This is a genomic window from Massilia sp. NP310, assembly GCF_019443485.1.
GTDB classification, from domain to species: Bacteria; Pseudomonadota; Gammaproteobacteria; order Burkholderiales; family Burkholderiaceae_D; genus Telluria; species Telluria timonae.
In genome coordinates this window covers 2226368-2252606 of record NZ_CP080379.1, presented here as the reverse complement: position 1 = coordinate 2252606, position 26239 = coordinate 2226368, and the positions used below count along the sequence as shown (strand labels likewise).

Annotated in this window: 16 protein-coding genes; 13 read left to right on the top strand and 3 right to left on the bottom strand. The window is 64.5% G+C overall.

The features are described 5' to 3' along the window. Window positions 1-4: 4 nt before the first annotated feature. The 7 genes from sppA (at window position 5) to KY496_RS09665 (ending at window position 13148) form a co-directional block, all read left to right on the top strand. Entirely contained in the window at window positions 5-1861 is a 1857-nt protein-coding gene (gene sppA, locus KY496_RS09695) for a signal peptide peptidase SppA (protein ID WP_219864610.1), read from the top strand. Between the two features lie 249 nt (window positions 1862-2110). Continuing rightward, window positions 2111-3448: an efflux RND transporter periplasmic adaptor subunit gene (locus KY496_RS09690; protein WP_219864609.1), complete on the top strand. Its 1338-nt coding sequence runs from the start codon at window positions 2111-2113 to the stop codon at window positions 3446-3448. A gap of 37 nt (window positions 3449-3485) precedes the next feature. Continuing rightward, a complete protein-coding gene (locus KY496_RS09685; protein WP_219864608.1) occupies window positions 3486-6581 on the top strand; it encodes an efflux RND transporter permease subunit in 3096 nt (1031 codons plus the stop codon). Further along, window positions 6578-9847 carry an efflux RND transporter permease subunit gene (locus KY496_RS09680; protein ID WP_219864607.1) on the top strand — a complete coding sequence of 1090 codons (3270 nt, stop codon included), beginning with the start codon at window positions 6578-6580 and terminating at the stop codon, window positions 9845-9847. The genes KY496_RS09685 and KY496_RS09680 overlap by 4 nt, the downstream gene beginning before the upstream one ends. Continuing rightward, window positions 9844-11277 (top strand): efflux transporter outer membrane subunit, encoded by a 1434-nt coding sequence (locus tag KY496_RS09675; RefSeq protein ID WP_219864606.1) that lies wholly within the window; start codon window positions 9844-9846, stop codon window positions 11275-11277. Before KY496_RS09680 ends, KY496_RS09675 begins: the two co-directional genes overlap by 4 nt. A 51-nt stretch (window positions 11278-11328) precedes the next feature. After that, window positions 11329-12297: an HDOD domain-containing protein gene (locus KY496_RS09670; protein ID WP_219864605.1), complete on the top strand. Its 969-nt coding sequence runs from the start codon at window positions 11329-11331 to the stop codon at window positions 12295-12297. Window positions 12298-12335: 38 nt separating this feature from the next. Continuing rightward, a complete protein-coding gene (locus KY496_RS09665; RefSeq protein ID WP_219864604.1) occupies window positions 12336-13148 on the top strand; it encodes an EcsC family protein in 813 nt (270 codons plus the stop codon). Here the strand turns inward: KY496_RS09665 and KY496_RS09660 are convergent. Continuing rightward, on the bottom strand, window positions 13141-14442 hold the full coding sequence (locus KY496_RS09660) for a diguanylate cyclase (protein ID WP_219864603.1): 1302 nt from the start codon (window positions 14440-14442) through the stop codon (window positions 13141-13143). The two genes, KY496_RS09665 and KY496_RS09660, sit on opposite strands and share 8 nt — an antisense overlap. Before the next feature lie 159 nt (window positions 14443-14601). Here KY496_RS09660 and KY496_RS09655 point away from each other — a divergent pair, with 159 nt between their 5' ends. From KY496_RS09655 to KY496_RS09645, 3 genes are all read left to right on the top strand, one after another. Continuing rightward, complete coding sequence (locus KY496_RS09655) at window positions 14602-16740, top strand: S46 family peptidase (protein WP_219864602.1); 2139 nt, start codon at window positions 14602-14604, stop codon at window positions 16738-16740. Between the two features lie 154 nt (window positions 16741-16894). Then, window positions 16895-17497 (top strand): nicotinamide riboside transporter PnuC, encoded by a 603-nt coding sequence (pnuC, locus tag KY496_RS09650; protein WP_005666521.1) that lies wholly within the window; start codon window positions 16895-16897, stop codon window positions 17495-17497. Continuing rightward, entirely contained in the window at window positions 17494-18015 is a 522-nt protein-coding gene (locus KY496_RS09645) for an AAA family ATPase (protein WP_219864601.1), read from the top strand. The genes pnuC and KY496_RS09645 overlap by 4 nt, the downstream gene beginning before the upstream one ends. A 3-nt stretch (window positions 18016-18018) precedes the next feature. On the opposite strand, the gene KY496_RS09640 is transcribed toward KY496_RS09645, so the two are convergent. Next, window positions 18019-19170, bottom strand: a complete 1152-nt coding sequence (locus tag KY496_RS09640; protein ID WP_219864600.1) for a hemin-degrading factor — start codon at window positions 19168-19170, stop codon at window positions 18019-18021. Window positions 19171-19191: 21 nt separating this feature from the next. Beyond that, window positions 19192-21465, bottom strand: coding sequence for a TonB-dependent receptor domain-containing protein (locus tag KY496_RS09635; RefSeq protein WP_219864599.1), 2274 nt, complete (start codon window positions 21463-21465; stop codon window positions 19192-19194). A 397-nt stretch (window positions 21466-21862) separates the two neighbouring features. Between KY496_RS09635 and KY496_RS09630 the strand changes: the two genes are divergently transcribed. The 3 genes from KY496_RS09630 to KY496_RS09620 all read left to right on the top strand — a co-directional run bounded on the left by KY496_RS09630 (window position 21863) and on the right by KY496_RS09620 (window position 26017). Further along, entirely contained in the window at window positions 21863-22732 is an 870-nt protein-coding gene (locus KY496_RS09630; protein ID WP_229409783.1) for an HDOD domain-containing protein, read from the top strand. A 912-nt stretch (window positions 22733-23644) separates the two neighbouring features. Beyond that, window positions 23645-24301, top strand: a complete 657-nt coding sequence (locus KY496_RS09625; protein WP_005666532.1) for a hypothetical protein — start codon at window positions 23645-23647, stop codon at window positions 24299-24301. A 27-nt stretch (window positions 24302-24328) separates the two neighbouring features. Then, window positions 24329-26017: a class I SAM-dependent DNA methyltransferase gene (locus KY496_RS09620; protein ID WP_005666533.1), complete on the top strand. Its 1689-nt coding sequence runs from the start codon at window positions 24329-24331 to the stop codon at window positions 26015-26017. Window positions 26018-26239: the final 222 nt, after the last annotated feature.

Genomic DNA, 26239 nt, shown 5'->3' with positions numbered 1-26239 from the left:
TTCGATGGCCTTCAAGCCCCTGAGCGCGTTGCGGCGCGGGTTCGTGTTCCTGTGGACCGCGCTCGACGTGACCCGCCGCACCTTCTTCAACCTGCTGTTCCTGCTGATCCTCGTCCTGATCGTCGCGATGTTCTTCGGCGGCGGCGTCAAGCCGCTGTCCGAGAAAACGGCGCTGGTGGTCGAGGTGAAGGGCGACCTGGTCGAGCAGTACGAGACCACCTTGCGCGACACGGTGCTCGACAACGTGGGCGGCGACAGCAAGCGCACCGTGCGCCTGCGCGACGTGACCCAGGTGCTCGACAACGCCGCGCGCGACCCCAACATCACCAGCGTGGTGCTGCTGCTGGACGAGATGAACGGCGGCGGCATGGCCATGCTGCGCGAGTTCGGCGCTGCGGTGGAGCGCGTCAAGAAGGCCGGCAAGACGGTCGTGGCCTGGAGCGGCCAGTACGACCAGAAGCGCTACCTGGTCGCTTCGCACGCCAACGAAGTCTACGTGCACCCGATGGGCATGGTGCTGATCGAGGGCTTCGGCGGACGCCGCAACTACTACCGCGACGCGCTCGACAAGGTCGGCGTGACGGTCAACCTGGTCAAGGTCGGCACCTACAAGAGCGCGGCCGAGCCGTATATCGCCAACGGCCCGTCGGACGCCGCGCGCGAGGCCGACGCCTACCTGTACAACGCGATGTGGGCCGGCTACACCGGCCTGGTCGAAAAGAACCGCAAGCTGCCCGACGGAGCGCTGGCCAGCATGATCGACACGCTGCCCGAGCGCATGGAAGCGGCCGGCGGCAGCGCCGCCAGGGTCGCCCTGCAGGCCAAGCTGGTCGACGGCCTCAAGACCCGCGACGAGCTGCGCGCGCTGATGGTCAAGCGCGGCGTCTACGAAGAAGACATCAAGTCGTTCCGCCAGATCAGCTTCTATGAATACCTGGCGCGCCATCCGCAGAAAGCCTTCGGCGACGCGGTCGGCGTGATCGTGGCCGCCGGCACCATCACCGACGGCGCCGGCGGCCCCGGCGTGATCGGCGGCCGCGCCACGGCCAACCTGATCCGCCAGGCGCGCGAAGACGATTCGATCAAGGCCCTGGTCCTGCGCGTCGATTCTCCCGGCGGCAGCGCCTATGGTTCCGAGTTGATCCGGCGCGAGCTGGAGCTGACGCGCGCCGCCGGCAAGCCGGTGGTGGTGTCGATGGGCAGCGTGGCGGCGTCGGGCGGCTACTGGATCTCGATGGCGTCCGACGAAGTCATCGCCGACCCGGCCACCATCACCGGCTCGATCGGCGTGTTCGCGCTGCTGCCGACCGCCGACAAGGTGGCCGACAAGCTGGGCGTGCGCACCGAGGGCGTGACCACCACCTGGCTGGCCGATGCCTACAATCCGCTGCGTCCGCTCGACCCGCGTTTCGAGAAGCTGGTCCAGCAGAGCATCAACAACGTGTATGCCGACTTCACCAGCAAGGCGGCGGCGGCGCGCAAGACCACCCAGGCGAAGATCGACGAAGTGGGGCAGGGCCGCGTCTGGACCGGCGCCCAGGCCAAGGAGCGCGGCCTGGTCGACCGCCTGGGCAGCTACAACGACGCCCTGGCCTCGGCCGCCGGCCGCGCCAAGCTGGCCAAGGATTACCGCGTGGTCTACGTCGAGCGTCCGGTCACGCGCGTGGAGCGCTTCCTGCAGATGGCCGGCGCCTCGGCGGCGCAGGCGATGACGATCCAGGTCAAGCTGGGTTTGGTCGAACAGGCGATTCCGGCGGGCCCGGTCGGCCAGGTGGCGCAAGACATGGCCTTCCTGTCCGAACTGACGCAGGAGCGCAAGCCGTTCGCGGCGGTGGCCCATTGCTTCTGCGGCAATTGGTGAGCGTCTTGTAAGCAGTTTGTAACTGATTAATACAGTGTTTCGGCGGGCGCGAGCGGAATCTCGCGCCCGTTTTTGGTTTACGTCGCCTAAATAGGGGCGAACTGTGTAAATCGGCGTTAAGGCGGGTGGAAACGCACGGTTTCAGTGGAAGAGCAATGTACGTTACGAAACATTGTGAGTGAAACGGCCATGCTAAAGTCATTGTGACCCGTATTGCGCAAGTATCAAATCTATAGAACAAGGACAAGCATGGACCAGCATCTCCCGCCCCATCCAATCACCGACCGTCCCGCCCGCACCCGGCGCGCCCGCCTCATCGGCGGGGTGATCGCCGTGCTGTCGATGGTGGCGCTGGGCGGCCTCGCCTGGTGGCTCACCCACCAGCCGGCGGGCGGCCCCGGTGGCGCGGGCGGGCCGGGGATGGCGGCCGGCGGCCCCGGCGGCCCGGGCGGCGGGCGCGGTCCGGGTGGACGGGGCGGCCCGGCCACCACGGTCGGCGTGGCGACCGCCCAGCAGGCCGACCTGCCGGTGACCCTGGACGCGCTCGGCACCGTGGTCGCCGCGGCGACCGCCACCGTGCGTCCGCAAGTCTCGGGCGTGGTCCAGAAGATCCATTTCACCGAAGGCCAGCTGGTCAAGCAGGGGCAGGTGCTGGCGACGATCGACCCGCGCCCGTTCGAGATGGCCTTGCTGCAGGCGCGCGGCCAGCGCCAGCGCGACGAAGCCCAGTTGGAGAGCGCGCGCCTGATGCTGTCGCGCTACCGCACCCTGCTCGAGCAGGATTCGATCGCGCGCCAGGAAGTCGATACCCAGGCCGCGCTGGTCAAGCAGCTCGAAGGCACGGTGATGACCGACAAGGCGTCCGAAGGCACGGCCCAGCTGAACCTGGATTATGCGACGGTGCGCGCCCCGATCAGCGGCCGCGTCGGCCTGCGCACGGTCGACGTGGGCAACCTGGTCGGCAGCGGCGATGCGACCGGCATCGCCGTCATCACCCAGCTGTCGCCGATCGACGTCGAATTCGCCGTGCCGCAAGACCACCTGCCGACGCTGCAGGGACGCATCGCGCAGGACGCGAAGCTGCCGGCCACCGCGCTGGACCGCACCCGCACCGAGGCGCTGGCCACCGGCAGCTTCATCGCGCTCGACAACCAGGTCGACACCCAGACCGGCACCGTGCGCGCCAAGGCGCGCTTCGCCAATGGCGACAACAAGCTGTTCCCGAGCCAGTTCGTCAACCTGCGCCTGACCGTCGACACCCTGCGCGACGCGGTGGTGGTGCCGGTGACGGCGCTGCGCCATGGCGCCAACGGCGACTTCGTGTATGTCCTGAATCCGGAAGCGCGCACCGTGGCGCTGCGCATCGTCCAGCGCGGCCAGGCGACCGTGGACAAGGTGCAGATCGCCAGCGGCCTGAAGGTGGGCGAGCAGGTGATCACCGAAGGCGCCGACCGCCTGCGCGACGGCGCCAGCGTGGTGTTGCCGGGCGATCGTCCGGCCGGCGCCGGCGCGCGCGGCCAGGGGCAGGGCCAGGGCCAGGGTCGTGGTCAGGGTACAGGCCGTCCGGCCCAGGGAGCGCAGCAATGATGTTGCGGCGCCGCGATGAACGCGCGGGGAGCATCCGATGAGTCCTTCCACTCCCTTCATCAACCGCCCGGTCGCCACCGCCTTGCTGATGCTGGCGATCGTGCTGTCGGGCCTGGTCGGCTACCGCTTCCTGCCGCTGTCGGCGCTGCCGCAGGTGGACTTCCCGACCATCCAGGTGCAGACCCTGTACCCGGGCGCCAGTCCCGAGGTCATGGCGCGCACCGTCACCGCGCCGCTGGAGCGCCAGTTCGGCCAGATGGCCGGCCTGACCCGCATGAGTTCCACCAGCGCCGCCGGGGTCTCGATCGTCACCCTGCAGTTCGCGCTGGGCGAGACGCTCGACGTGGCCGAGCAGGAAGTGCAGGCCGCGATCAACGCCGGCGGCTCGCTGCTGCCGACCGACCTGCCGGCGCCGCCGGTCTACGCCAAGGTCAACCCGGCCGACGCGCCGGTGCTGACCCTGGCCATCACCTCGGACACCCTGCCACTGACCGAGGTGCAGAACCTGGTCAACACGCGCCTTGCGCTCAAGATCAGCCAGGTCTCGGGCGTGGGCCAGGTCTCGCTGTCGGGCGGCCAACGGCCGGCGGTGCGGATCCAGGCCGATACCGAGGCGCTGGCGTCGTATGGCCTGGGGCTGGACACGCTGCGCACCGCGATCAGCGCCGCCAACGCCAACAGCGCCAAGGGCAGTTTCGACGGCCCGACCCGCTCGTATGCGATCAATGCCAACGACCAGCTGGTCACCGTCCCCGACTATCAAAACCTGATCGTCGCCTACCGCAACGGCGCCCCCGTCAAGCTGCTCGATGTGGCGAAGGTGGTCGACAGCGCCGAGAACGTGCGCCTGGGCGCCTGGGCCAATATGAAGCCGGCGATCATCCTCAACGTCCAGCGCCAGCCGGGCGCCAACGTGATCGCCACCGTGGACGCGATCAAGGCGCGCCTGCCCGAGCTGCAGGCCGGCCTGCCGACGGCGCTGCGCATGGACGTGCTGAGCGACCGCACCACCGGCATCCGGGCCTCGGTCAAGCACGTGCAGATCGAACTGCTGCTGGCCGTGGTGCTGGTGGTGCTGGTGATCTTCGCTTTCCTGCACAGCCTGCGCGCGACCATCATCGCCAGTCTCGCCGTGCCGATCTCGCTGATCGGCAGCTTCGGCGTGATGTACCTGCTCGGCTACAGCCTCAACAACCTGTCGCTGATGGCGCTGACGATCGCCACCGGCTTCGTGGTCGACGACGCGATCGTCATGATCGAGAACATCGCGCGCTATATCGAAAAGGGCGAAAAACCGATGGCGGCCGCGATCAAGGGCGCCAGCCAGATCGGCTTCACCATCATCTCGCTGACCGTGTCCCTGATCGCGGTGCTGATCCCGCTGCTGTTCATGGGCGACGTGGTCGGCCGCCTGTTCCGCGAATTCGCCGTCACGCTGGCGATCACGATCCTGATCTCCGGCGTGGTGTCGCTGACGCTGGTGCCGATGATGTCGGCGCGCTGGCTGCGCAGCCACGAGGAAGAAAAGCCGAGCAGGTTCGCCATCCGGTTCCAGGCCTTCTTTGACCGCGTCATCGAGCGCTACGACGTGATGCTCGGCTGGGTCCTGAAGCGCCAGGGCCTGACCCTGCTGGTGGCGCTGGGTACCCTGGTCCTGACCGCCCTGATGTGGACGGTCATCCCGAAGGGCCTGTTCCCGACCCAGGACACCGGCCAGCTGCAGGCGCGGGTGCAGGCGCGGCAATCGATCTCGTACACCGACATGGCGAAACTGCAGCAGGAAGCGGCGCGGCAAATCATGGCTGACCCGGAAGTCGCCTCGGTGGCGTCCTACGTGGGCGTCGACGCCGCCAACAACACCATGCTGCATACCGGCACCATGCTGATCAACCTGAAGGCCGACCGCGGCGACCAGCTCGAGACCATGCAGCGCCTGCGCCAGCGCGTGGCCAATGTGGCGGGCCTGCAGCTGTTCCTGCAGCCGACCCAGGACCTGACCATCGACGCCGAAAGCGGCCCGACCCAGTACCGGCTGTCGATCGAAGGCGCGGACGAGGACACCGTCAACGAGTGGGCGCGCCGGCTGACGCAGAAGATCGGCAGCCTGCCCGAGCTGCGCACGGCGATCACCGATGCCGGCGCGACGGGCGCCGCCGCCTTCATCGACATCGACCGCGACACCGCGTCGCGGCTGTCGATCACGGCCGCCTCGATCGACGACGCGCTGTACAGCGCCTTCGGCCAGCGCATCGTGTCCACCATCTTCACCGAGACCAACCAGTACCGCGTGATCCTGGAGGCGCAGCAGGACGAGGAGATGTCGATCGCCGCGCTCGGCCGCCTGCAGCTGCGCACCGGTTCCGGCCAGCCGACGCCGCTGTCGGCGATCGCCACCATCAGCGAACGCCAGGCGCCGCTGCAGGTGATCCACGTGGCCCAGTACCCGGCGGCGACGGTCGGCTTCGACACCGCCTCCGGCGCCTCGCTGGGCCAGGCCGTGAGCGCGATCCGCGCCGCCGCCGAGGAGATCGGCATGCCGGCCTCGGTCAGCATGACCTTCCTCGGCGCCTCCGGCGCCTACGAGGCCTCGCTGTCGAACCAGCTGTGGCTGATCCTGGCCGCCGTCGTCTGCGTCTACATCGTGCTGGGTGTGCTCTACGAGAGCTACATCCACCCGCTGACCATCCTGTCGACCCTGCCGTCGGCCGGCGTCGGCGCGCTGCTGGCGTTGTGGGTCAGCGGCCAGGGCCTGGGCGTGATCGGCATCATCGGCATCATCCTCCTGATCGGCATCGTCAAGAAGAACGCCATCATGATGATCGACTTCGCGATCGAGGCCGAGCGCGAGGAGGGCAAGTCGCCGCTGGTGGCGATCAGGCAGGCCGCGCTGCTGCGCTTCCGCCCGATCCTGATGACGACGCTGGCGGCGCTGTTCGCGGCCATCCCGCTGATGCTCGGCACCGGCGAAGGCGCCGAGCTGCGCCGGCCGCTCGGCCTGGCCATCTTCGGCGGCCTGATCCTGAGCCAGTTGCTGACCCTCTTCACCACCCCGGTGATCTACCTGGCCTTCGACCGCACCGCGCGGCGCTGGACCGGCAAGGCGCCGCACAAAACCGAAGGGGCGGGCGCATGAACCTGTCGCGCCCCTTCGTCGAGCGCCCGATCGCCACGGTCCTGCTGACGATCGGCCTGGCGCTGGCCGGCATCGGCGCCTATTTCGTGCTGCCGGTGGCGCCGCTGCCCCAGGTCGACTATCCGACCGTGTCGGTGTCGGCCTCGCTTCCGGGCGCCAGCCCGGAAACCATGGCATCGAGCGTGGCCACGCCGCTCGAGCGGCGGCTGGGCGTGATCGCCGGCGTCAACGAGATGACATCGAGCAGCAGCACCGGCTCGACCCGCATCAACCTGCAGTTCGAGCTGAACCGCCAGATCGACGCCGCCGCGCGCGAAGTGCAGGCGGCGATCAGCGCCTCGCGCGCCGACCTGCCGGCGACCTTGCGCAGCAACCCGACCTATCGCAAGGCCAATCCGTCGGACGCGCCGGTGATCATTCTCGCGCTGACCTCCAAGACGAAGTCGCCGGCCCAGATCTACGAATCGGTGTCGAACCTGGTCCAGCAGCGCCTGGCCCAGGTGAAGGGCGTGGGCGAAGTGGAAATCGGCGGCGGCTCGCTGCCGGCGGTGCGGGTCGAGCTGGTGCCGTATGCGATGAACCGCTATGGCGTCTCGAGCGAAGACGTGCGCGCCGCGATCCAGGCCAGCAATCCGAACCGCCCCAAGGGCGAGATCGAGGGCAACGGCAACCGGCTGCAGATCTATTCGCAGCCGGCCGGCGGCGACGGCCGCAGCGCCAGCGACTATCGTGACCTGGTGGTGGCCTGGCGCGACGGCGCCGCCGTGCGCCTGTCGGACGTGGCCACCGTGTTCGACGGTCCCGAGAACGTGTACACGCTGGGCCTGTTCAACGGCCAGCCGGCGGTGATCGTGCTGGTCACGCGCCAGCCCGAGGCCAATGTGATCGAGACCGTGGACGGGATCCGCGACCTGCTGCCGTCCCTGCAGGCGCAGCTGCCGGGCGACATCAGCCTGGCGGTGGCCTCGGACCGCACCAACTCGATCCGCGCCTCGCTGCACGAGATCGAGTTCACCCTGGTGCTGTCGATCGTGCTGGTGGTGGCGGTGGTCAGCGTGTTCCTGCGGTCCTTGCGCGCCACCGTGGTGCCGGCGGTGGCCACCGTGGTGTCCCTGCTGGGCACCTTCGGCGTGATGTACGCGCTCGGCTTCTCGCTCAACAACCTGTCGCTGATGGCCTTGACGGTGGCCGCCGGCTTCGTCGTCGACGACGCCATCGTGGTGCTCGAAAATACCGCGCGCCATATCGAAAACGGCATGGACCGCATGCAGGCCGCGCTGCTGGGCGCGCGCGAGGTCGGCTTCACGGTGCTGTCGATCTCGCTGTCGCTGGTGGCGGTGTTCATTCCGCTGCTGTTCATGGGCGGGCAGGTGGGACGCCTGTTCCGCGAGTTCGCGGTGACGCTGTCGGCGGCGGTGCTGATCTCGCTGGTGATCTCCTTGACCACGACGCCGATGATGTGCGCCTGGCTGCTGCGCAAGGAAGACAAGGACAAGCAGCCGGGGCGCCTCGCGCGCTGGTCCGAATCTGGCTTTGCGCGCGTGCTGCGCGTCTACGAGCATGCGCTCGACTGGGCGCTGGACAGTAAACTCCTGGTGATGATCATCCTGCTGTTCACGGTGGGGCTGAACGTCTATCTGTTCTCCAGCGCCCCCAAGGGTTTCTTCCCGCAGCAGGACTCGGGCCAGATGAATGGCGGCATCCGCGCCGACCAGAGCATCTCGTCCCAGGCCATGCAGCAGAAGATCTACCAGCTGGTGGAGATCATCCGCAAGGATCCGGCGGTCGACACGGTCGTCGCCTTCACCGGCGGCGGGCGCGCGGGCGGCGGTTTCATGTTCGTCAACCTCAAACCGGTGGGCGAGCGCGACGTCGCGGCGCAGGCCGTGATCGCGCGCCTGCGTCCGCAGATGGCGAAGGTCACCGGCATCACGATCTTCCTGAATCCCGTGCAGGACTTGCGCATGGGCGGGCGCTCCAGCAACTCGACCTACCAGTACACGCTCAAGAGCGACAACGCCGAAGACCTCAAGGTGTGGGCCACGCGCCTGGCCGAATCCATGAAGGCGCAGCCGGCGCTGGTGGACGTCGACACCGACCAGGCCGAGAACGGCGTCGAGACCTATGTCACGATCGACAAGGCATCGGCGGCGCGCCTGGGCATCACCACGCGCGACGTCACCAATGCCCTGTACAACGCCTTCGGCCAGCGCCAGGTGGCGAACATCTACGATGAGCTGAACCAGTACCACGTGGTGATGGGCGTGGCCCAGAAATACGCGCAGTCGCCCGAAGCGCTGAAGGACGTCTACGTCCCGGCGCGGCCGACCGGCGGGGCCTCGAGCGCGGTCTCCACCGGCACCGGCACGGCCGCCGCCGCCGGCGCCGCCGGCGCCTCGACCTCGTCGACCGCCTATCTCACCGCGGCGCGCGACCCGTCCGGCGGGCAGGCCCTGGCCAGCGCCGCCGCCACCATGGTGCCCCTTTCGGCGATCGCGCGCTTCGCCGAAAGCGCCACACCGACCTCGGTCAACCACCAGGACGGGGAACTGGCGACCACGGTGTCGTACAACCTGAACCCGGGCTTCTCGCTGACCGACGGCGAGGCCGCGGTGCGCCAGGCCGAGGCCGACATCGGCATGCCGATCAATGTGCGCGGCAGCTTCCAGGGCACGGCGGCGGCGGCGCAAGAGTCGAGCAAGGAGCAGCCGCTCCTGATCCTGGCCGCGATCATCGTTATCTATATCGTGCTGGGCATCCTGTACGAAAGCCTGGTGCACCCGGTGACGGTGCTCTCGACCCTGCCGTCGGCCGGCGTCGGCGCGGTGCTGGCGCTGCTGCTGTTCAAGATGGAGTTCTCGATCATCGCCCTGATCGGGGTGTTCCTGCTGATCGGCATCGTCAAGAAGAACGCGATCCTGATCATCGACTTCGCGCTCGAAGCGGAACGCGCGCGCGGCCTCTCCGCGACCGAGGCGGTGCGCGAGGCCTGCATGCTGCGCTTCCGCCCGATCCTGATGACGACCCTGGCCGCGGCCCTGGGCGCGCTGCCGCTGGCGATCGGCTTCGGCGAAGGCTCGGAGTTGCGCCGCCCGCTGGGCATCGCCATCATCGGCGGCCTGGTCGCGAGCCAGCTCCTGACCCTGCTCACCACGCCGGTGGTCTACGTCCTGCTCGACAAGCTGCGCACGCGCAAACCCGATGAACACAATCTGACGCGCCACCCTCATGAAGACGAAGGTGGTCCGTCACTGGCCAAACCATGACCACTATGCGACAACAGCTTCCATTCCGTCTTTCCCTGCTTGCCCTTGCCTTGGTCCTAGGCGGCTGCGCCGTCGGTCCGGCCTACGAACGCCCGGACCCGCTTGCCGCCGGTGCGGCGCTGCCGGGCGCCTACAAGGAGGCCGCAGGCTGGGTGCCGGCCGTGCCGGCCGACGCGCTCGAGCGCGGCCCCTGGTGGACCCTGTTCGAAGACCCCGAACTCGATCGGCTGGCCAGGCAGGTCGAGGCCGCGAACCAGAACGTGGCGGTGGCGGTCGCCAACTACGCCCAGGCGCGCGCGCTGGTGGCGCAGCAGCGCGCCTCGCTGTTCCCGGTGGTGTCGCTGGGCGCCGGCGCGGATCGCGCCGGCGGGGGAGAGCGCAGCGCCGATAATGCATACCGCCTGCAGATCGGCGCCAGCTGGGAACCGGACGTGTTCGGCCGCCTGAGAAATGCCGTGACCGGCGCCGAGGCCAGTGCCCAGGCCACCGCCGCCGACCTGGCCAGCGCGGTCCTTGCGGCCCAGGGCGAGTTGGCGATCAACTACTTCTCGCTGCGCCAGACCGACGCCCAGCGCGAGATGCTGGCCACGACCATCGAAGGCTACGAGCGCGTGCTGCAGATCACCTCGAACCGTTTCGAGGCCGGCATCGCGGCGCGCTCCGACGTGCTGCAGGCCCAGACCCAGCTCGCCAATGCGCGCAGCGAAGCGCTCGGCCTGCAGAACCAGCGCGCCCAGCTCGAGCACGCGATCGCGGTGCTGGTCGGCCAGACCCCCTCAAGCTTCTCGCTGCCGCCGGCGCCATGGCATGTGTCGGTGCCGGACGTGCCGGTCGGCGTGCCCTCGACCCTGCTGCAGCGCCGTCCCGACATCGCCGCCGCCGAGCGCGACGTGGCGACGGCCAATGCCGACATCGGCGTCGCACGCTCGGCCTACTTCCCGAATTTCGGCCTGTCCGCTTCCTACGGCAATAACACGAGCCGGGTGGGCGACCTGTTCTCGGCGTCGGCCGCGGCCTGGTCGTTCGGCCTGTCGGCGGCCCAGACCATCTTCAATGCCGGCGCCACCCGCGCCAGCGTCGAAGGCGCCGAGGCGCGCCACCAGGCGACCGTGGCGCGCTACCGCCAGGTGGCCCTGGACGCCTTCGCCGCCGTCGAGAACGGCCTGTCCGCCACCCGCGTGCTGGAACAGCAGCAGCAGTTGCGGGCCGAGGCGGCCGAGGCGGCCGGCCTGGTGGAAGAGCAGATCCTGAACCGCTACAAGGCGGGGCAGGTCAGCTATACCGAGGTGGTGCAGGCCCAGGTCACGGCCCTGAGCGCGCGCCGCTCGCTGGTGCAGGTGCAGGCCGACCGCCAGACGGCGGCGGTGTCGCTGATCCAGGCGCTGGGCGGCGGCTGGCAGGAACAAAGGCTGGCTAGCGTCGTGCAGTAAGCATGCATGAGGCATTACAATGCTGCGATTATCGATAGTCAGGCACACGCCATGAAAAACTGGATTAATCGCATGTTGAGCGGCGCCGACAAGGCGCCTGACGCCGCCGCCGGCGCCGCCCCGCAGGCGGACGAGCTCGGGGAAGACTACGGCGTCCAGGTCGACGCCGCCTATTACCGCTGGCTGACCGCATCCGGCGGTTACCAGGCCGGAGCGGAGGTCGAGGAACACATCCTCGACCTGGTGCGCACGCTGGCCGCCGACCCGCTGGCCGCCAGCGGCCTGGTGCCGCGTATCCCTGAGCTGATCCCGAAGCTGCTGCGCGACCTGGCCGACGACGAGGTCTCGACCGGAGACCTGGCGCGCCAGGTCGAGCAGGACCTGGTGCTGGTGGCCGAGGTGATCCGCGAGGCCAACAGCGCCTATTACCGGCCGCTGCAGGCGGTGAAGTCGCTCGACGCCGCCCTCATGATGATCGGCCAGAATGGCCTGCGCATGCTGCTGGCCCGGATCGCCTTCCGGCCCCTGATCCGGATGGCCGACCAGGGCTTCGCGCGCCACGCCGCGCCGCTGGTGTGGAACCAGTCCGAGAAATGCGCGCTGGCCTCGAGCCTGATGGCGCCGGGCCTGGGCGCGGGCGTGTTCGAAGCCTACCTGGCCGGCCTGATGCAGAACCTGGGGCTGGTGGTGGCCTTCCGCCTGGCCGAGCGGGCGGTCGAGAACGGCAAGATTCCCGGCTCCAGCGACTTCGGCCGGCGCCTGTTCGACGTCAGCCGCGGCCTGTCGTCGACCATCGCCGCCCACTGGGAATTCCCGCCCGACGTGGTGGAAGGCATCGCCGGCGTCGGCCAGCCGGATGCCTCGCCACTGGCGCGCACGCTCGAACGCGGCGACCGGATCGCCAAGCTGCGGCTGCTGCTCGACGCCCACGTGGTGCTGGAGGACGATGCGCTGGTCACCGAAGGCCTGGACAGTTTCGAGCGCCGTTGCCTGGGCAAGTTGACCGATTTGCCGGGCTAACGCTGCATTGCATCGCGTTTTTTCGAGAGGAAATCGCCATGAACATGACTGCCGGACACCTGGCCGAGCTGCACGAGGCCAAGCGCCTGCTGGAGACCCCCGGCCTGGCCGCGCGCATCAGCAACCTGGTCGGCTCGCCGATCGAAGCGGCCATCGAGCGCCTGCCGGCGCCGTGGCAAAAGCGGGTGGGCGAGGCCACCGAGCATGCGCTGCAGTATGCGATGACGGGAGCGCTGTCCACGCTGCCCGACGGCGGCAAGGAGGCATCGTACCCGCGCCTGCACAAGTTCGCGGCGAGCGTGTCGGGCGGGGTGGGCGGCGTGTTCGGCCTTCCGGGCCTCCTGGTCGACCTGCCGCTGTCCACCGTCATCATGCTGCGCTCGATCGCCGAGATCGCGCGCGCCAATGGCGAACGTCCGCAAGATGTCGAAACCCGGCTGGAATGCCTGCGCGTGCTGGCCATGGGCGGACCGGGCGGCGCTGACGATGCCGCCGATTCCGGCTATTTCGCGATGCGCATCGCGCTGGCGCGGGCGGTGAGCGACGCCGCCCAGGCGCTGGCGGCCAGGTCGGCCAACGCCGCCACGACGCCGGCCCTGCTGCGCCTGATCGCCACGGTGGCGGCGCGCTTCCAGGTGCACGTGACGCAAAAAGGCGCCGCGATGCTGGTGCCGGCCCTGGGCGCGGTGGGCGGCGCGACCATCAACCTGCTGTTCGTCGACCATTTCCAGAACATGAGCCGCGGGCATTTCGCGGTGCGGCGGCTGGAGCGCCTGTATGGCGAGGGGATGGTGCGACGACAATACGAAGCGATCGTGCTGGCCGACGAGACGACGGGATTGCTCATGTAGAGCAAATCCTGTTGCGGCCGGTCTCCTTGGCTGTGTACAGCATCGCATCCGCCCGCAGGAACAGCGCGTTCTCGCTGCGGTGCTCGGGGAACGCGGCCAGGCCGCCGCTGAACGAAAAATGCCGCGCCTCGCCCGGCGCCACCTGGAACCCGACCGCGCCGAAGGCCTGGCGCAGCGCGTCGAGCCGGCGCCACGCCGCGTCGAGCGCGCAGTCCCAGAACACGACCACGAATTCCTCGCCGCCGAAGCGCGCCAGCAGGTCGCGCTCGCCCATTCGCGGCGCCAGGCACAGGCACAGGCGCTTGATGACGATGTCGCCGAAGTGGTGGCCCCAGGTGTCGTTGATGGTCTTGAACTTGTCGATGTCGATCACGCCGAAGGCGAGCGGCTTGCCCTCGAGCGTGGCTTGCCGGATCAGGTCTTGCGTCTTGCGCTGCAGGCCCACCTTGTTCAGGAGGCCCGTGGCGCGGTCCTTGCCGATCAGGTCCTTGCTGACGCGGATCCTGGCGGCGCGGCTGGCCAGCTGCGCTTCGACCAGGCCGCCGCTGGCCTGCAGGACGGTGTCGAAGCCGTCGCCGAGCGCGCGCCGCGCCAGCGCATCGTCGGGGCGGCGCTGGAGCAGCACGATCTCGCGCACCGGATCGGCCTCGATGTTCTTCTTCATGACCCGCGCCAGCGCGTCCAGGCGCCGGTACTCGTCATCGAGAATCACGACCAGGTCGGGCTGCAGCTCCTTGACGCGCAGGTGCAGCGTGGTCGCGTCCGGGTGATGGACCACTTCGACCCGCTGCGCCAGCAGCGCCGCCGTATCCAGGTCGCCCGGCGCGCCGAGGTAAACGAGCGACACCGGGTCGCCGCGTCCGGTGCGGGCCAACAGGTTGAACAGCCTGTCGACCAGGACGTCGTTGGCGATCGGCTTTTCGGCATAGGCCAGGCAGTTGCTGTCCACCAGGCGTTGCTGGAGCAGGAAGCGGCTGCCCTGGCGGCTCGACTGCAGGTAGACGTATTCATGGCCGGGCGGCAGGCGTTCGAGCAGCTCGCCCAGCATCAGGGTCTTGCGGCTGTCGTGCAGGTCGGCCTGCATATTGTGCAGGGCGTCGAGGTCGATCACGAACAGGCTGGCGCCACGGTCGGCCGCGACGGCGGCGGTGAATTCGGCCGCTTCGCTGAAAAAACGGATGTCAAAATCGTATTTGTGCGCGTGCAGCAGCAATTCGGCGCGGTTGTCCTTGATAAAGAAGCTCTGGGAGAGGAAGAGGACCTGGTGTCGGTACAGGGGGGCCTCGGTGCGCATGTCTGCCTGCCTTCTTTCTGCATGATGTGACATCTTGCCACGCCAATATGACGTGATGTTGACGCCGCCGGGACGGCCGTCAATACCCCAGAAAATCGCACGGGCATCACCCAACGGGGCTATACTCGCGCATTGCTTTTTTCACCTCGAGGACTTGTCTTGTTCAAATCGATCGTCCTGCCCGTCGCCCTCCTGGGCGCGGCGAGCGCCGCCTTCGCCGACGAAGGCCAGTGGCAACCGCACCAGCTGCCGCAACTGAAATCCGAACTGAAACGCATCGGCATCACCATGCCGGCCGAGAAGCTGGCCGACCTCGGCAAGCATCCCATGAGCGCGATCGTCTCGCTGGGCGGCTGCTCGGCGTCCTTCGTGTCGCCCGACGGCCTGGTGGTGACCAACCACCACTGCGCCTATGGCGCCATCCAGCGCAATTCGAGCGCCGAGAAGAACTACATCGTCGACGGCTTCCTGGCCAAGACCCGCGCCGACGAACTGCCGGGCGGCCCGAACACGCTGGTGTACGTGACCGAGAAGGTCGAGAACGTGACCGGGCGCGTGCTCCAGGGCCTGAATCCGTCCCTATCGGGCCGCGAGCGCCACGCGCTGGTCCAGTCGCGCATCAAGGCCCTGGTGGCCGAATGCGAAACCGACAAATCGACGCGCTGCTCGGTGCCGGCCTTCCACCGCGGCCTCGAGTATTACCGCATCAAGCAGCTGATGATCCGCGACGTGCGCCTGGTGTACGCGCCGTCCGACCGCATCGGCAACTACGGCGGCGACATCGACAACTACGAGTGGCCGCGCCACGTCGGCGACTACGCCTTCTACCGCGCCTACGTCGGCAAGGACGGCCGTCCGGCCGACCCGTCGCCCGACAACGTGCCCTACAAGTCGAAGGACTTCCTGGTCGTCTCGGCCGAGGGCCTGAAGAACGGCGATCCTATCCTGCTGGCCGGCTATCCTGGCCGCACCAGCCGCTACAAGCTGCCGAGCGAGATCCGCTTCGCGCGCGACGTCGACCTGCCGGCCAAGGCCGCGGGCATCACCGCCGACCTGTCGGTGATCGCCGCCGCGACCCAGGGCAATCCGTCCTGGACCGTGCGCTATGCGAGCGTCGACAAGGGCCTGAACAACGTGCTCAAGAAGACCAGGGGCCTGCTCGACGGCTTCGCGCGCAAGGACATCACCGCCATCAAGGACGTGCAGGATGCCGAGTTCCGCGCCTGGCAGAAGGCGCATGCGGACGGCAACGCCGGCCTGCTGTCCGAACTGGACGCGGTGATCGCCCAGGACATGGCGCTGCAGCGCCAGGAAGCCGCCTGGCTCGAAGCCACCCACAGCGACCTGCTCAAGAGCGCGCGTACCCTGTACCGCCTGGCGCTGGAACGCGGCAAGCCGGACGCCGAGCGCGAAAGCGGCTACCAGGAACGCGACCTCGGCTTCATCAAGGCGCGCCTGACCCGCCTGGAGCAGTCGTTCGTGCCGCAGGTGGACCAGGCACGCTACGCCGCGGCCCTCGCGCGCTACGCCGGCATCGACGCCAAGGTCCGTCCACCAGGCGTGGACGCGCTGCTGCCGGCGCAGGATGCGCTCGCTGGCATGTACAAGGCCAGCCAGCTGTCGGATACCGCCACGCGCCTGGCCTGGATCGGCAAGGACGCCGACGCCTTCCGCAAGTCGGACGATCCTTTCATCGCGCTCGCGGTGCGCCTGCACGACGCCGGCATGGCGCTGGAAGAGCGCCGCAACGAGATCGACGGCAACCTCGAACGCGTGATCCCGCAATACATGGCGGCCGTGATCGCATGGAAGAAATCGCAGGGCAAACCGGTCTACCCGGACGCCAACTCGACCTTGCGCGTGACCTACGGCACCGTGTCGCCGTTCTCGCCGCGCGACGGCCTGGTCAAGGGCCCGTTCACCACGGTCGAAGGCATCCTGGAAAAGGAGACCGGCAAGGATCCGTTCATCGTGCCGGCCCCGCTCAAGGAAGCGATCCAGGCCAAGCGCTATGGCGTGTTCAAGGATGCGGCGCTGGGAACGGTGCCGGTCAACTTCCTGTCGAGCGCCGACACCACGGGCGGCAACTCCGGTTCGGCCGTGATGAACAAGAACGGCGAACTGATCGGCCTGAACTTCGATTCGACCTATGAATCGATCACCAAGGACTGGTACTTCGACACCGCCATCACGCGCGCGATCCACGTCGACATCCGCTACATGCTGTGGGTGATGAAGGAAGTCGACCATGCCGACAACCTGCTCAAGGAAATGACGATCAAGTATCCGAAGAAGTAATCGGGACGTTGCCACGTGGTGTACTGTCACCCTGACGTACACCTTGCACGTCGTTCCCGCGGAGGCGGGAACCCAAGTTTGCCAGCGCTGCGACTGCGCCGAGAGCACTTGGGTCCCCGCCTGCGCGGGGACGACGGTTTTTCCGCCAACAAGAATGAACGAACCCCTCGTCATCGCCGGTCTCGCGACCTCGCCGCTGGAATTGATCTCCTTCCTGCTGGCGGTCACCACCGTCGTGCTCAACATCCGCCAGAAGCACTGGGCCTGGCTGTTCTCGATCGCCTCATCCGCAACCTATGCGGTGGTGTTCTACGACGCGCGCCTGTACGGCGACATGGGGCTGCAATTCGTGTTCATCGCGGCCTCGGTCTGGGGCTGGTACCAGTGGCTGCACGGCGCTGCCGGAGTTAGTACGGCGCCGCTGCTCCCTACCTTCCTGAAACCGGGCGGCCGCGCCTGGTCGCTGGCGGCCTGGCTGGCGGGCTTCGTGCTCTTGTCGACCTTCCTCGACAACTTCACCGACACCGACGTGCCGCACGCGGACGGCTTCCTGACCGCCGGCAGCCTGGTCGGCCAGCTGCTGCTGGCGAAGAAGAAGGTCGAGAACTGGCATGTATGGATCGCGGTCGATATCCTGTACGTCGGCCTCTACCTGTACAAGGGCCTGGTGCTGACCGCCGTGCTGTACGGCGTGTTCGTGCTGCTGGCGATCGCCGGCCTGCGCACCTGGGCTGCCTTGGCGCGGGAGCGCGCATGAGTGTCGAGGCAGCTCGCATCGCCATCCTCGGCGCCGAGTCGTCCGGCAAGTCGACCTTGTCCGAGGCCCTGGCGCGCCACTACGGCACGCTGTGGGTGCCCGAATACCTGCGCGAATTCGTCGATGCGCAGGGCAGGGTGCCGCACGAGGAGGATCAGTATGGCATCGCGCTGACCCAGCGTGCGCGCGAGGATGCCGCGGCGGCCGAGGCAAGCCGCTTGCTGTTTTGCGACACCACGCCCCTGATGACGGCGCTGTACAGCCGCGTATACTGGGGCAGGGTGGATGCGCAGCTGGCGGCGCTCGACGCGCGCCACGACTACGCCTGGACCTTCGTCACCGCGCCCGACACCCCGTGGGAGCCGGACGGCCTGCAGCGCGAATCGGAAGAGGTGCGCCAGATGGTGCACCGGATGCTGGTGGAGACGCTGGCCGCGCGCGGCATCGCCTACACCTTGCTGGCAGGCGACCTGCCGCATCGCATGCGGCAGGTCGAAGGGCTGCTCGGCCAGCCCTGAAGGTCAGCCCGGAGCTGATGCCTTCGGCAGGCTGGCCGCCAGGTCGAGCCACGACTGCGGCTGCGGCTTGCCGCGCTCGCGCACGCCGAAGAAGGTCACCACCAGCTCGCCCTGGTCGTCGAAGAACTCGACCGAGGTGACGCCGGCGCGGCGCACCACGTAGCCGCTCCTGAACGCGCTGTCGCGCAGGTGCAGGTTGAAGTCCGGATCGAGCACATTGAACCAGCCTTCAGCCGCCATCACCTTGTTCACCTTGCCGCTGTAGATCTGCGTGAGTGCGCCATTGCCGAGGAAGGCCATGATCGCGACCCCGTTCTTCGCCGCATCCCCGAGCAGCTTGCGCACCGCCTGCGGCGCCACTTTCTGCACCACGCCGCCCGGGGCCAGGCGCAGCGCCTGTTCGCGCGTCAGGCCGAATTCCGACACGATGCGGTTGAACTGGTGGACGTCGGTCATCTCTTGCCAGACGGTCTGGAATTCCTTGACGTCGACCGCGTTGTCGGGTTTTTCGGCGGGCTTTGGCGCGACGGGCGCCACATCCAGTTGGGCGTTCTGGCTCGGATGGCGGAAGTCGGCCACCAGCTTGTCGAAGACCGGTACATTGGCGTCGTCGCGCAGGTAGAGCTTGTGCACGGCGTTGCCGCTGGCGTCGAAGAACTGCAGACTGCGGTTGATGGCGCCGTCGCGGCCGGGCTGGGTCACGGCGAAGGCGTACTTCCATTTGGCGAACTGGAAGCGCAGGTCGATCGGGCCGCCGAGGTAGCCGCCGGCGATGTTCAGGTTGCGCGCTTCGCGTTCGGCCTCGTCGGCGCTGCCTTTCTCGGCCTGCTTCGGGATGCGCATGGCCACGCCGGTGGTCTCGATCACGCCGTTCTCGTTGCGGGTGAGCGCCATCACCTTGCCCAGGTCGAGGGCGCGGCGCATGATCTCGCGCGGCGCATGGTCGCTTTCCTTCAGGCGCACCACGGTGCTGCCAATGCCGGTGGCGAGCAGCTCGGCCTCGGATACCTTCAATTGGCGCGCGGCGTCGCGCGTCTGCAGGCGCGGTTCTTTGGCCTTCAGTTCGGCCCACTGCTGCGCCAGTTGCGGGGCGGCTTGCGCCGGGACCAATGCCAGGGCGATGGCGGCGGCCAGGAAGTGGCAGGTAAGTTTCATGAATGTGTTCTCCTTGTTCGTTCAATAGACCAGCTTGAGGGTGACGGCCGCATGGCGCCCGGGGCGCGCCTGGCGTTCGATGTCGGCCGCGGTGATGGCCGTGGTGGCGGCCGGCAGGCTGCGCGACGAGGCGTAGTCCCAGTACTTCTTGTCGGCCAGGTTGTACACGCCGGCGGTGATCGACGCGTGCGCGTTGATGTTCCAGTATCCGGTCAGGTCCAGCACGGTGCTTGACGGGACCGCAAAGAAGGTCGTGTTCACGCCGCCGATCACGTCGCGTTCGGCCTGCTTGGCGCGGGTATGGACCGCGGCGAAGGCAATGCCGCCGCGCTGGGCAGGGTCAATCCAGGCCGCGATCAGGCTGGTCTTTTTCGGCAGGGTCGAGGCCAGCTCGCTTTCCAGTCCGGTGCGGCTGTTCTTCGCCTTGCTGCGCTGGACGCCGCTCGCCAGGGTCAGCTTGCCGCCCTTGAAAGATGGATTCCACTGGCCCAGGTCGGCGTCGAGCGTCAGCTCGCCGCCCCAGGTGCGCGCGCTGCCGACGTTCTCGGGACGGAACAGGCCGAAGGTGATGTTCGGGTAGTTGACCGGATCGGCCGGCTGCGAGGCATATTCGATCAGGTTCTTGTAACGCGTATTGAACAGGGCCGCATGCAGGCGCAGGCCGCGCGCGACCTGACCTTTGAGGCCCAGCTCGAAGGCGTTGCTGGTTTCCTTGTCCAGGTTCGGATTGCCGATCACCGCGTAGGCGTTGCCGACTGCCGTGTAGCTGAGCGAATCGTAGGTGCCGGTGCGTTCGGCGGCGGTCGGCAGGCGGGTGCCGCGGCTGTATTGCAGGTAGGTTTCCAGGTTCGGCGCCAGCTGCGCGGTCAAGCCCAGGCTCGGCGTGAGGTAGCTGTCAGTTTCCTTTTTCAGCTCGCGGCTGGCGTTGGGAATGCCGATCGCGTAGTTGTCCGTGCTGTTGGGCTCGAGTTCGCGCCAGTTGTAGCGCAGGCCGGGCGTGATGCTGGCCCAGGACGACAGGGCGACGTCGGTGCGCGCGAAGGCGGAGAAGCGCAACGACCGCATGTCGGCCATGCGGTTCTTGTTGGTCACCTGCTGGGCGCCGCTGTTGACGACGGTGCGGTCTTCGCGCCATGGACGCGCGGTGTCGGTCTGCTCGACATTGATGCCATAGGCCAGGTCGTGGCTGCCCAGCCGCTTGCTGGCGTTGCTGGCGAAGCCCACGCTGCGGTTGTCGAAGCTGGTCGCGATATGGCGCAGCACCGGCTGGCCCATGGTGATGTAGCGCGCCCTGGTGACGTCTTCGACTTCGCTGTCCTGGATGTAGAGTCGGCTCTCGAGCGTATCGAACCATGCGCCGGCGCCCTGGAACAGGTGGTCGATGCCGAAGCGGTCGCGCCGGGTGCGCCCGGCCTGGGTCGCGCCTTCAGGGTAGAGGGCGCCCTGCTTGTTGTCGTATTCGCGGTCGTGCTCGGCGCGAAAGGCGTCGATCGTCGCCGTGAAGCGGTGCCCGCTCCACGGCGTCCAGGACAGCTTGGCCAGCAGGGCGTCCGAATCCCAGTCGTCCGGGTTGAGCGGCGCGCTGCCCGTCGAGTCGAGTTCCTTGCCGTCGCGGTGGACCAGCACCGCCAGCGCCTTGAGTGCGCCGGACTGCGCGGCGCCGGTCAGCGCGTGCATGCGCATGTCGTTGGCGCGGTTCGATCCGAACTTGTATTCGGCATAGGTGGGGCGGGCTTCGCTGACGTAGTCTTCCGGCGCCTTGGTGACGAAGGAGACGTTGCCGCCCAGGCCCTGGGCCCCGGCGCCGGCCGGCGCGGTGCCCGACTGGATGGTCACCGAGCGTAAGGTCTCGGGATCGACATAGTCGCGGCCGACGCCGAAGCCGTTCAGGGTCGAGGCGTCGGGCTTCGGCGCGGCCTCGGGCAGTTCGATGCCGTCCAGGTCCAGGCCCACCCGGTTGCCTTCGACGCCGCGGATATTGAAGCCGGTATTGCCGGCGCCGTCCCAGACGTTGCCGCTGCCGCTGGCGGCGCCCGGCACGCTGACCAGCGGCGCATAGCGCGCCATGTTCTGCATGTCGGTCACGCCCTGGCGGGTGAGGGCGGCCGCATCGAGCACGGTCACGGTGCCGGCCTTGTCGAGGCGCTGGCCGGTGATGACGATGGGGTCGAGCGGAGTGCTTGCGTCAAGCGCGGCGGGCGCATCAAAGGCCAGCGCCTGGGTGGCGAAGGCGCAGGCGAAGGTGCTGGCGAACAGCGCGGGGCGTCGTCGCAAGCCGGGTAGGGTTGCTGCCATGGTGGTCCAGTCAAGAGGGGTTGCACATGCTCCGCCCGGCACGCGTGCGCAGGCAGGCGTGCTCAAACGGGCTCTTTGATGAGAATGATTCTCATTTGCGATATATACTAAATGATAATCATTATCATTTGCAGCTAGGTCGTTCGACTTTTTGACAGCGATTTCTTGACCGAGCGCATAGGGCGCAGATACGAACCGAGGTTCGATGTCGTTACGAACAATAAATGTTTACCTCCTCATGACTATTTGTTTCTAGAAGGCATTACAATCATTGGATTCGAACGTACGGCGGGGCGCTATGAAAAACTGGATAGGACGCTTTTTGGGCGGTTCAGAAAAAGAGACACAAGCTGCGGCAAGCGTCCGCGCGGCGGCGACGATCGAACACGACGAGGACATGGCGAACGACGTCCATGCCACCTTCTATCGCTGGCTCACCGCGTCCAGCGGCTTCAACGCCCAGCCCGAGCAGGAAGCGCAGATCCTGGCCGAGGTCCGTTCGCTGGCGGCCGATCCGGTTTGCGCCTCCGGCCTGGTGCCGCGCATCCCCGAGCTCGTGTCGCAGCTGCTCACCGCGCTGTCCGACGAAAACATCTCGACCGGCGCACTGTCGGCCCAGGTCGGGCGCGACCTGGTGCTGGTGGCCGAAGTGATCCGCGAAGCCAACAGCGCCTATTACCGGCCGGTGACGCCGATCGAGACCCTGGAAGGCGCGGTGACGATGCTCGGCCTGAACGGCTTGCGCATGCTGCTGGCGCGCATCGCGTTCCGGCCGCTGGTGCGGGTCAAGGTGCAGGGCGTGGCGCGCCAGGTGGCGCCCAATGTGTGGAAGCATTCCGAACGCTGCGCATTCGCCGCCAGCGTGATGGCGCCGGGCCTGTCGGCCGGCGTGTTCGAATCCTACCTGGCCGGCCTGATGCAGAACCTGGGCCTGCAGGTCGCCTTCCAGGTGGCCGACCGCATCTGCGAAGGCAGGGTGCCCGGCTCCAGCGAATTCGGCGTCGCGCTGTTCGCGGCCAGCCGCCAGCTGTCGTCGGTGATCGCCAACCACTGGGACTTCCCGCCCGAAGTGGTCGAGGCGATCGAGCAGGCTGGCGAAGCGGATGGCTCGCACCTGGCGCAGGCGCTGGCACAGGGCGACCGCATCGCCAAGCTGCGGTTGCTGCTCGATGCCGAGGTGATCCATGACGACGATACGCTCGTTACGAAGGGGCTCAATGGCTTCCAGCGGCGTTGTTTGGGCAAGCTGAGTGACTTGTCGGACTGAGCGACGCGAATTAAGTGCCTGCTAATCTATCGTTAACATTACGCAAGTTTAGAGAGTTGTAAATATTACATCGGACGTGGTGCTCGGAGGTGACGCTGTTTTCTGTTGGCTAGCTAGCTTAGATCCTCGTCTTGACTCCGTGGTTTTTGACACAACGTAAGACTTGCTCTCGTGGCAAAGAACGCGGAAACGCTAGTGGGACATGGCTAAAGCCACTATAATCTCAGTGGCACTCATTGGAGCAATCGGGACGAAAACAGCGCCCAGGGTAGCCTCCGATCGAAGAGTCGTCTAATCACCTTTTTGGCGCAAGGCGCACGACGTTGATTTAGAAATTCGTACTTATCACGCTAGTGACTGGTCAATGTTTTTCGTTCCGGGTCCGTACATGTCTAAGCTAATGTATTGATACCTGACGATAATTCGGTAATGATAGATTAATGTAACAGAGCCAAAAAAAAGCTGTTATTCAACCAAGGTTGCCGAAATCGATTACTCAAGCATGCGCGCTTGAAAATGGATGTTTGCCATCTGCATTGATAAATACCATCTTGTTAACTTGAGACGCTTTCGGCGGCTAGATATTGGTTTAATTATATTAATTTTGTTGCTTGAGAAGGTGCCTTTCGTGAAACTATCGGCCATGAGGTTATTTAATATGGTTCAGACGGGCGCGTTCATGTCTCGACATGAGAGAATGCGTCTCCATAAACTATAGTAATGCGAAATAGACTGATCTCAAAGGCATGTTGCGTGACTCTACGGCAATGGTGATTTCCTATGCTATTGATGGTTGTAGTTATTGCGTGGGCGATATTAACCTCACGTCCTGGCCACGCAAAACGGAATGATACCCCATTGAGGGCGTGATACGCGTTGGTGTTAAACATACATCTCTCACATCAGAAAATTATGAATGATCTAAATGTAACAGTGGCTGTTCGAGCTTCGTTAGAGGTGGCATTAAAAGGATTAATTAAGAAAATAAGCAATGTTCAGGTTGGGACGTCAGAGCAATTCCCGTATGGATGGGGGACGGCAGGAAAAGGTAGAAGCGTTTGGCGCATACTTGAAGAACTGATTACGCAAAATCTCAAGAAGCATGGGCACGAGTTTGGCATATTGAATATCAGACTTCCTGGCAGTGAAGTCGGCGTCTACGACTTTGAGATTCACTTGGAAGGATTTTCCAACCCGATTTATGTTAATATCAAGTCAGCTGTTGAAGGTGGTCGAACTAATAAGGATGACATTTCCAAGGCCAGAGGCTTGTTAAAGTTCTATGAGACGAATCCAACTCATGAGCTATTCATTGCGACAGTTTCGCTTCGTTTTAACGTTGATATGAGTGTATCACTCGTAAACGTTTCCGTCGTTCCGACCGCATGGCTTCCTGATATATACGTCAATCCTAGTAATAATGCGAACCTTCAGTCGAGCCAATATAAGAATATAAACAATGCGATAATTAGGACTAATGACGAATTTGTTGACGAATTAAAGCGCGCTATAGAGGTGGCAGACCAGAAAAAAGTCAGAAAAACTAAGCTTGATGAGTTGCCACTCTAATATATTGAGACGGATCTGGATGTGGGAATGGCAAGAGCAGGTGAGAAAAAAGTTCGTTTGGCAAATGTGGCGGAATTTAAGCATTTAGAGATCCAATGGGATCCGAAAAATAATTTAACGCCCGAAAAATCGTATATTGAGCATACAGGCGAAGAGCGCCGTCAACATTTTGGACAGTTTTTTACCCCTGGACCGATTGCCGTAATGATGGCTGATTGGGTTGCAAGCGTTAATCCAAAGAATATTCTTGAGCCGTCTGTAGGAACAGGCGTACTACTTCGAGCAGTAGGCGAATTTGTCATCGAATCAAAGGTGACCTGTGTAGATATTGATCTTTCGCCAATGCAATTGGCGCGAAAATCTGCTCCAGCTCATCTTTCGTGTAACTTTTTACATGCCGATTTTCTCCTTCTAAACATGAGGGAAAAATTCGATGGGATTCTTGCAAATCCTCCGTATTTAAGACATCACGATATTTCATATGAAAAAAATATATATGAGGAAATAGGCTTTCGAAATAACATTTCTATTTCGAAGGCTTGCAATTTATACATTTTATTTTTATTTGAAATCTGCAGGCTGTTGTCCGAAGGAGGGCGTGCGGCTGTGCTGGTCCCAGCTGATTGGATGAGTTCGAATGCGGCGCGATGTTTTCGTGAATACCTGATTGATCGTCGCATTGTAAAAGAAATACTCTATCTCGATGAGCACGGTCACCATATTGATGGTGCGATTACTACTTCCGTTGTTTTATTATTCGATAACAACAAAGTTGCAGATGAGGAGTTCGTTGTTAAACATTATTCTGATCAAATTGAACTAATCGAAGCACGGACTGTCCTGTGGAAGGATTTGGAAACAGCTCCAAAATGGAACTCTATTTTGCTTGGTAGGTCATCTAAAAAAAATGATTCCCTAATTAATTTATCCACAATAGCAAAAACAAAACGTGGTCTGGCAACTGGAGCTAATGAATTTTTTCATCTGACAGATGGCGAAGTTTCAAAAGCGAGAATTTCACATTCTAATCTGCTCCCATGTATTGGAAATGCGAAGGATGTTTTAGGGGTGATATTTTCAGACCAAGATCTAAAAGATCTTGCAGCGTTTGGCGCGCGAACGAAATTGGTGAATTTCTCCGGTGACATATCTCCCGCCGAAGAAGAATATATCGAGGAGGGCGAACGAAAGGGATTCCACAAACGCTTTCTGCTTGCTAGACGTCGTCCTTGGTATAAAAATGAGCAGCGCGCGCCTGCCCCAATATGGGCGGCGTCATTCGGTCGTGGTCAAGTGCGGTTTATTTGGAATCGTAGCTCCGCAGTAAATCTGACTACATATCATTGTATTTATCCTGATAACCTCACCGATGTCCAATTGGCGGCGATGGTTTGTTTGCTCAACTCTTCGCCAATACAGCAGAGATTTGTAGATCATCTAAGGGTTCTTGGCGGTGGGTTGTTGAAATTTCAACCGAACGACCTCCTTAGTATAGAAATTCCAGATATTAGGATATTAAGCGACGCGGAAATATCTACGCTCAACAGCTATCTTGTGCGATTGGACTTGGAGATGCGCCTGCAGAGGCAGACAAATTGCGCTGAAATAGAGGTAATGGCGGATTTAAGCCAATATGTCGAGAATTTGATAGCGGTAAAGTTTGAGGGGGGCGAAATTGGAATAACTTCGAGAGTGCATGTGCAGCGTTGCACTTAAAGAATTTTGGTTGTGGTGGTGGTTGATTTAATCTGGAATTGAAATTGGCCACGCGGGTGTGGTGGATTTGTTGTAGTTGCGGCAAATTTTTCAGATCTCATTGATCATTTTCCTGCTTTGCAATGCATGGCGCAGCACATAGATTGCGTTAGGCCAAGCCACACGATGATGACGAGATTCCTGAGATTCTGAATTTATATCGTCAACTGGCTATCGTGGAAT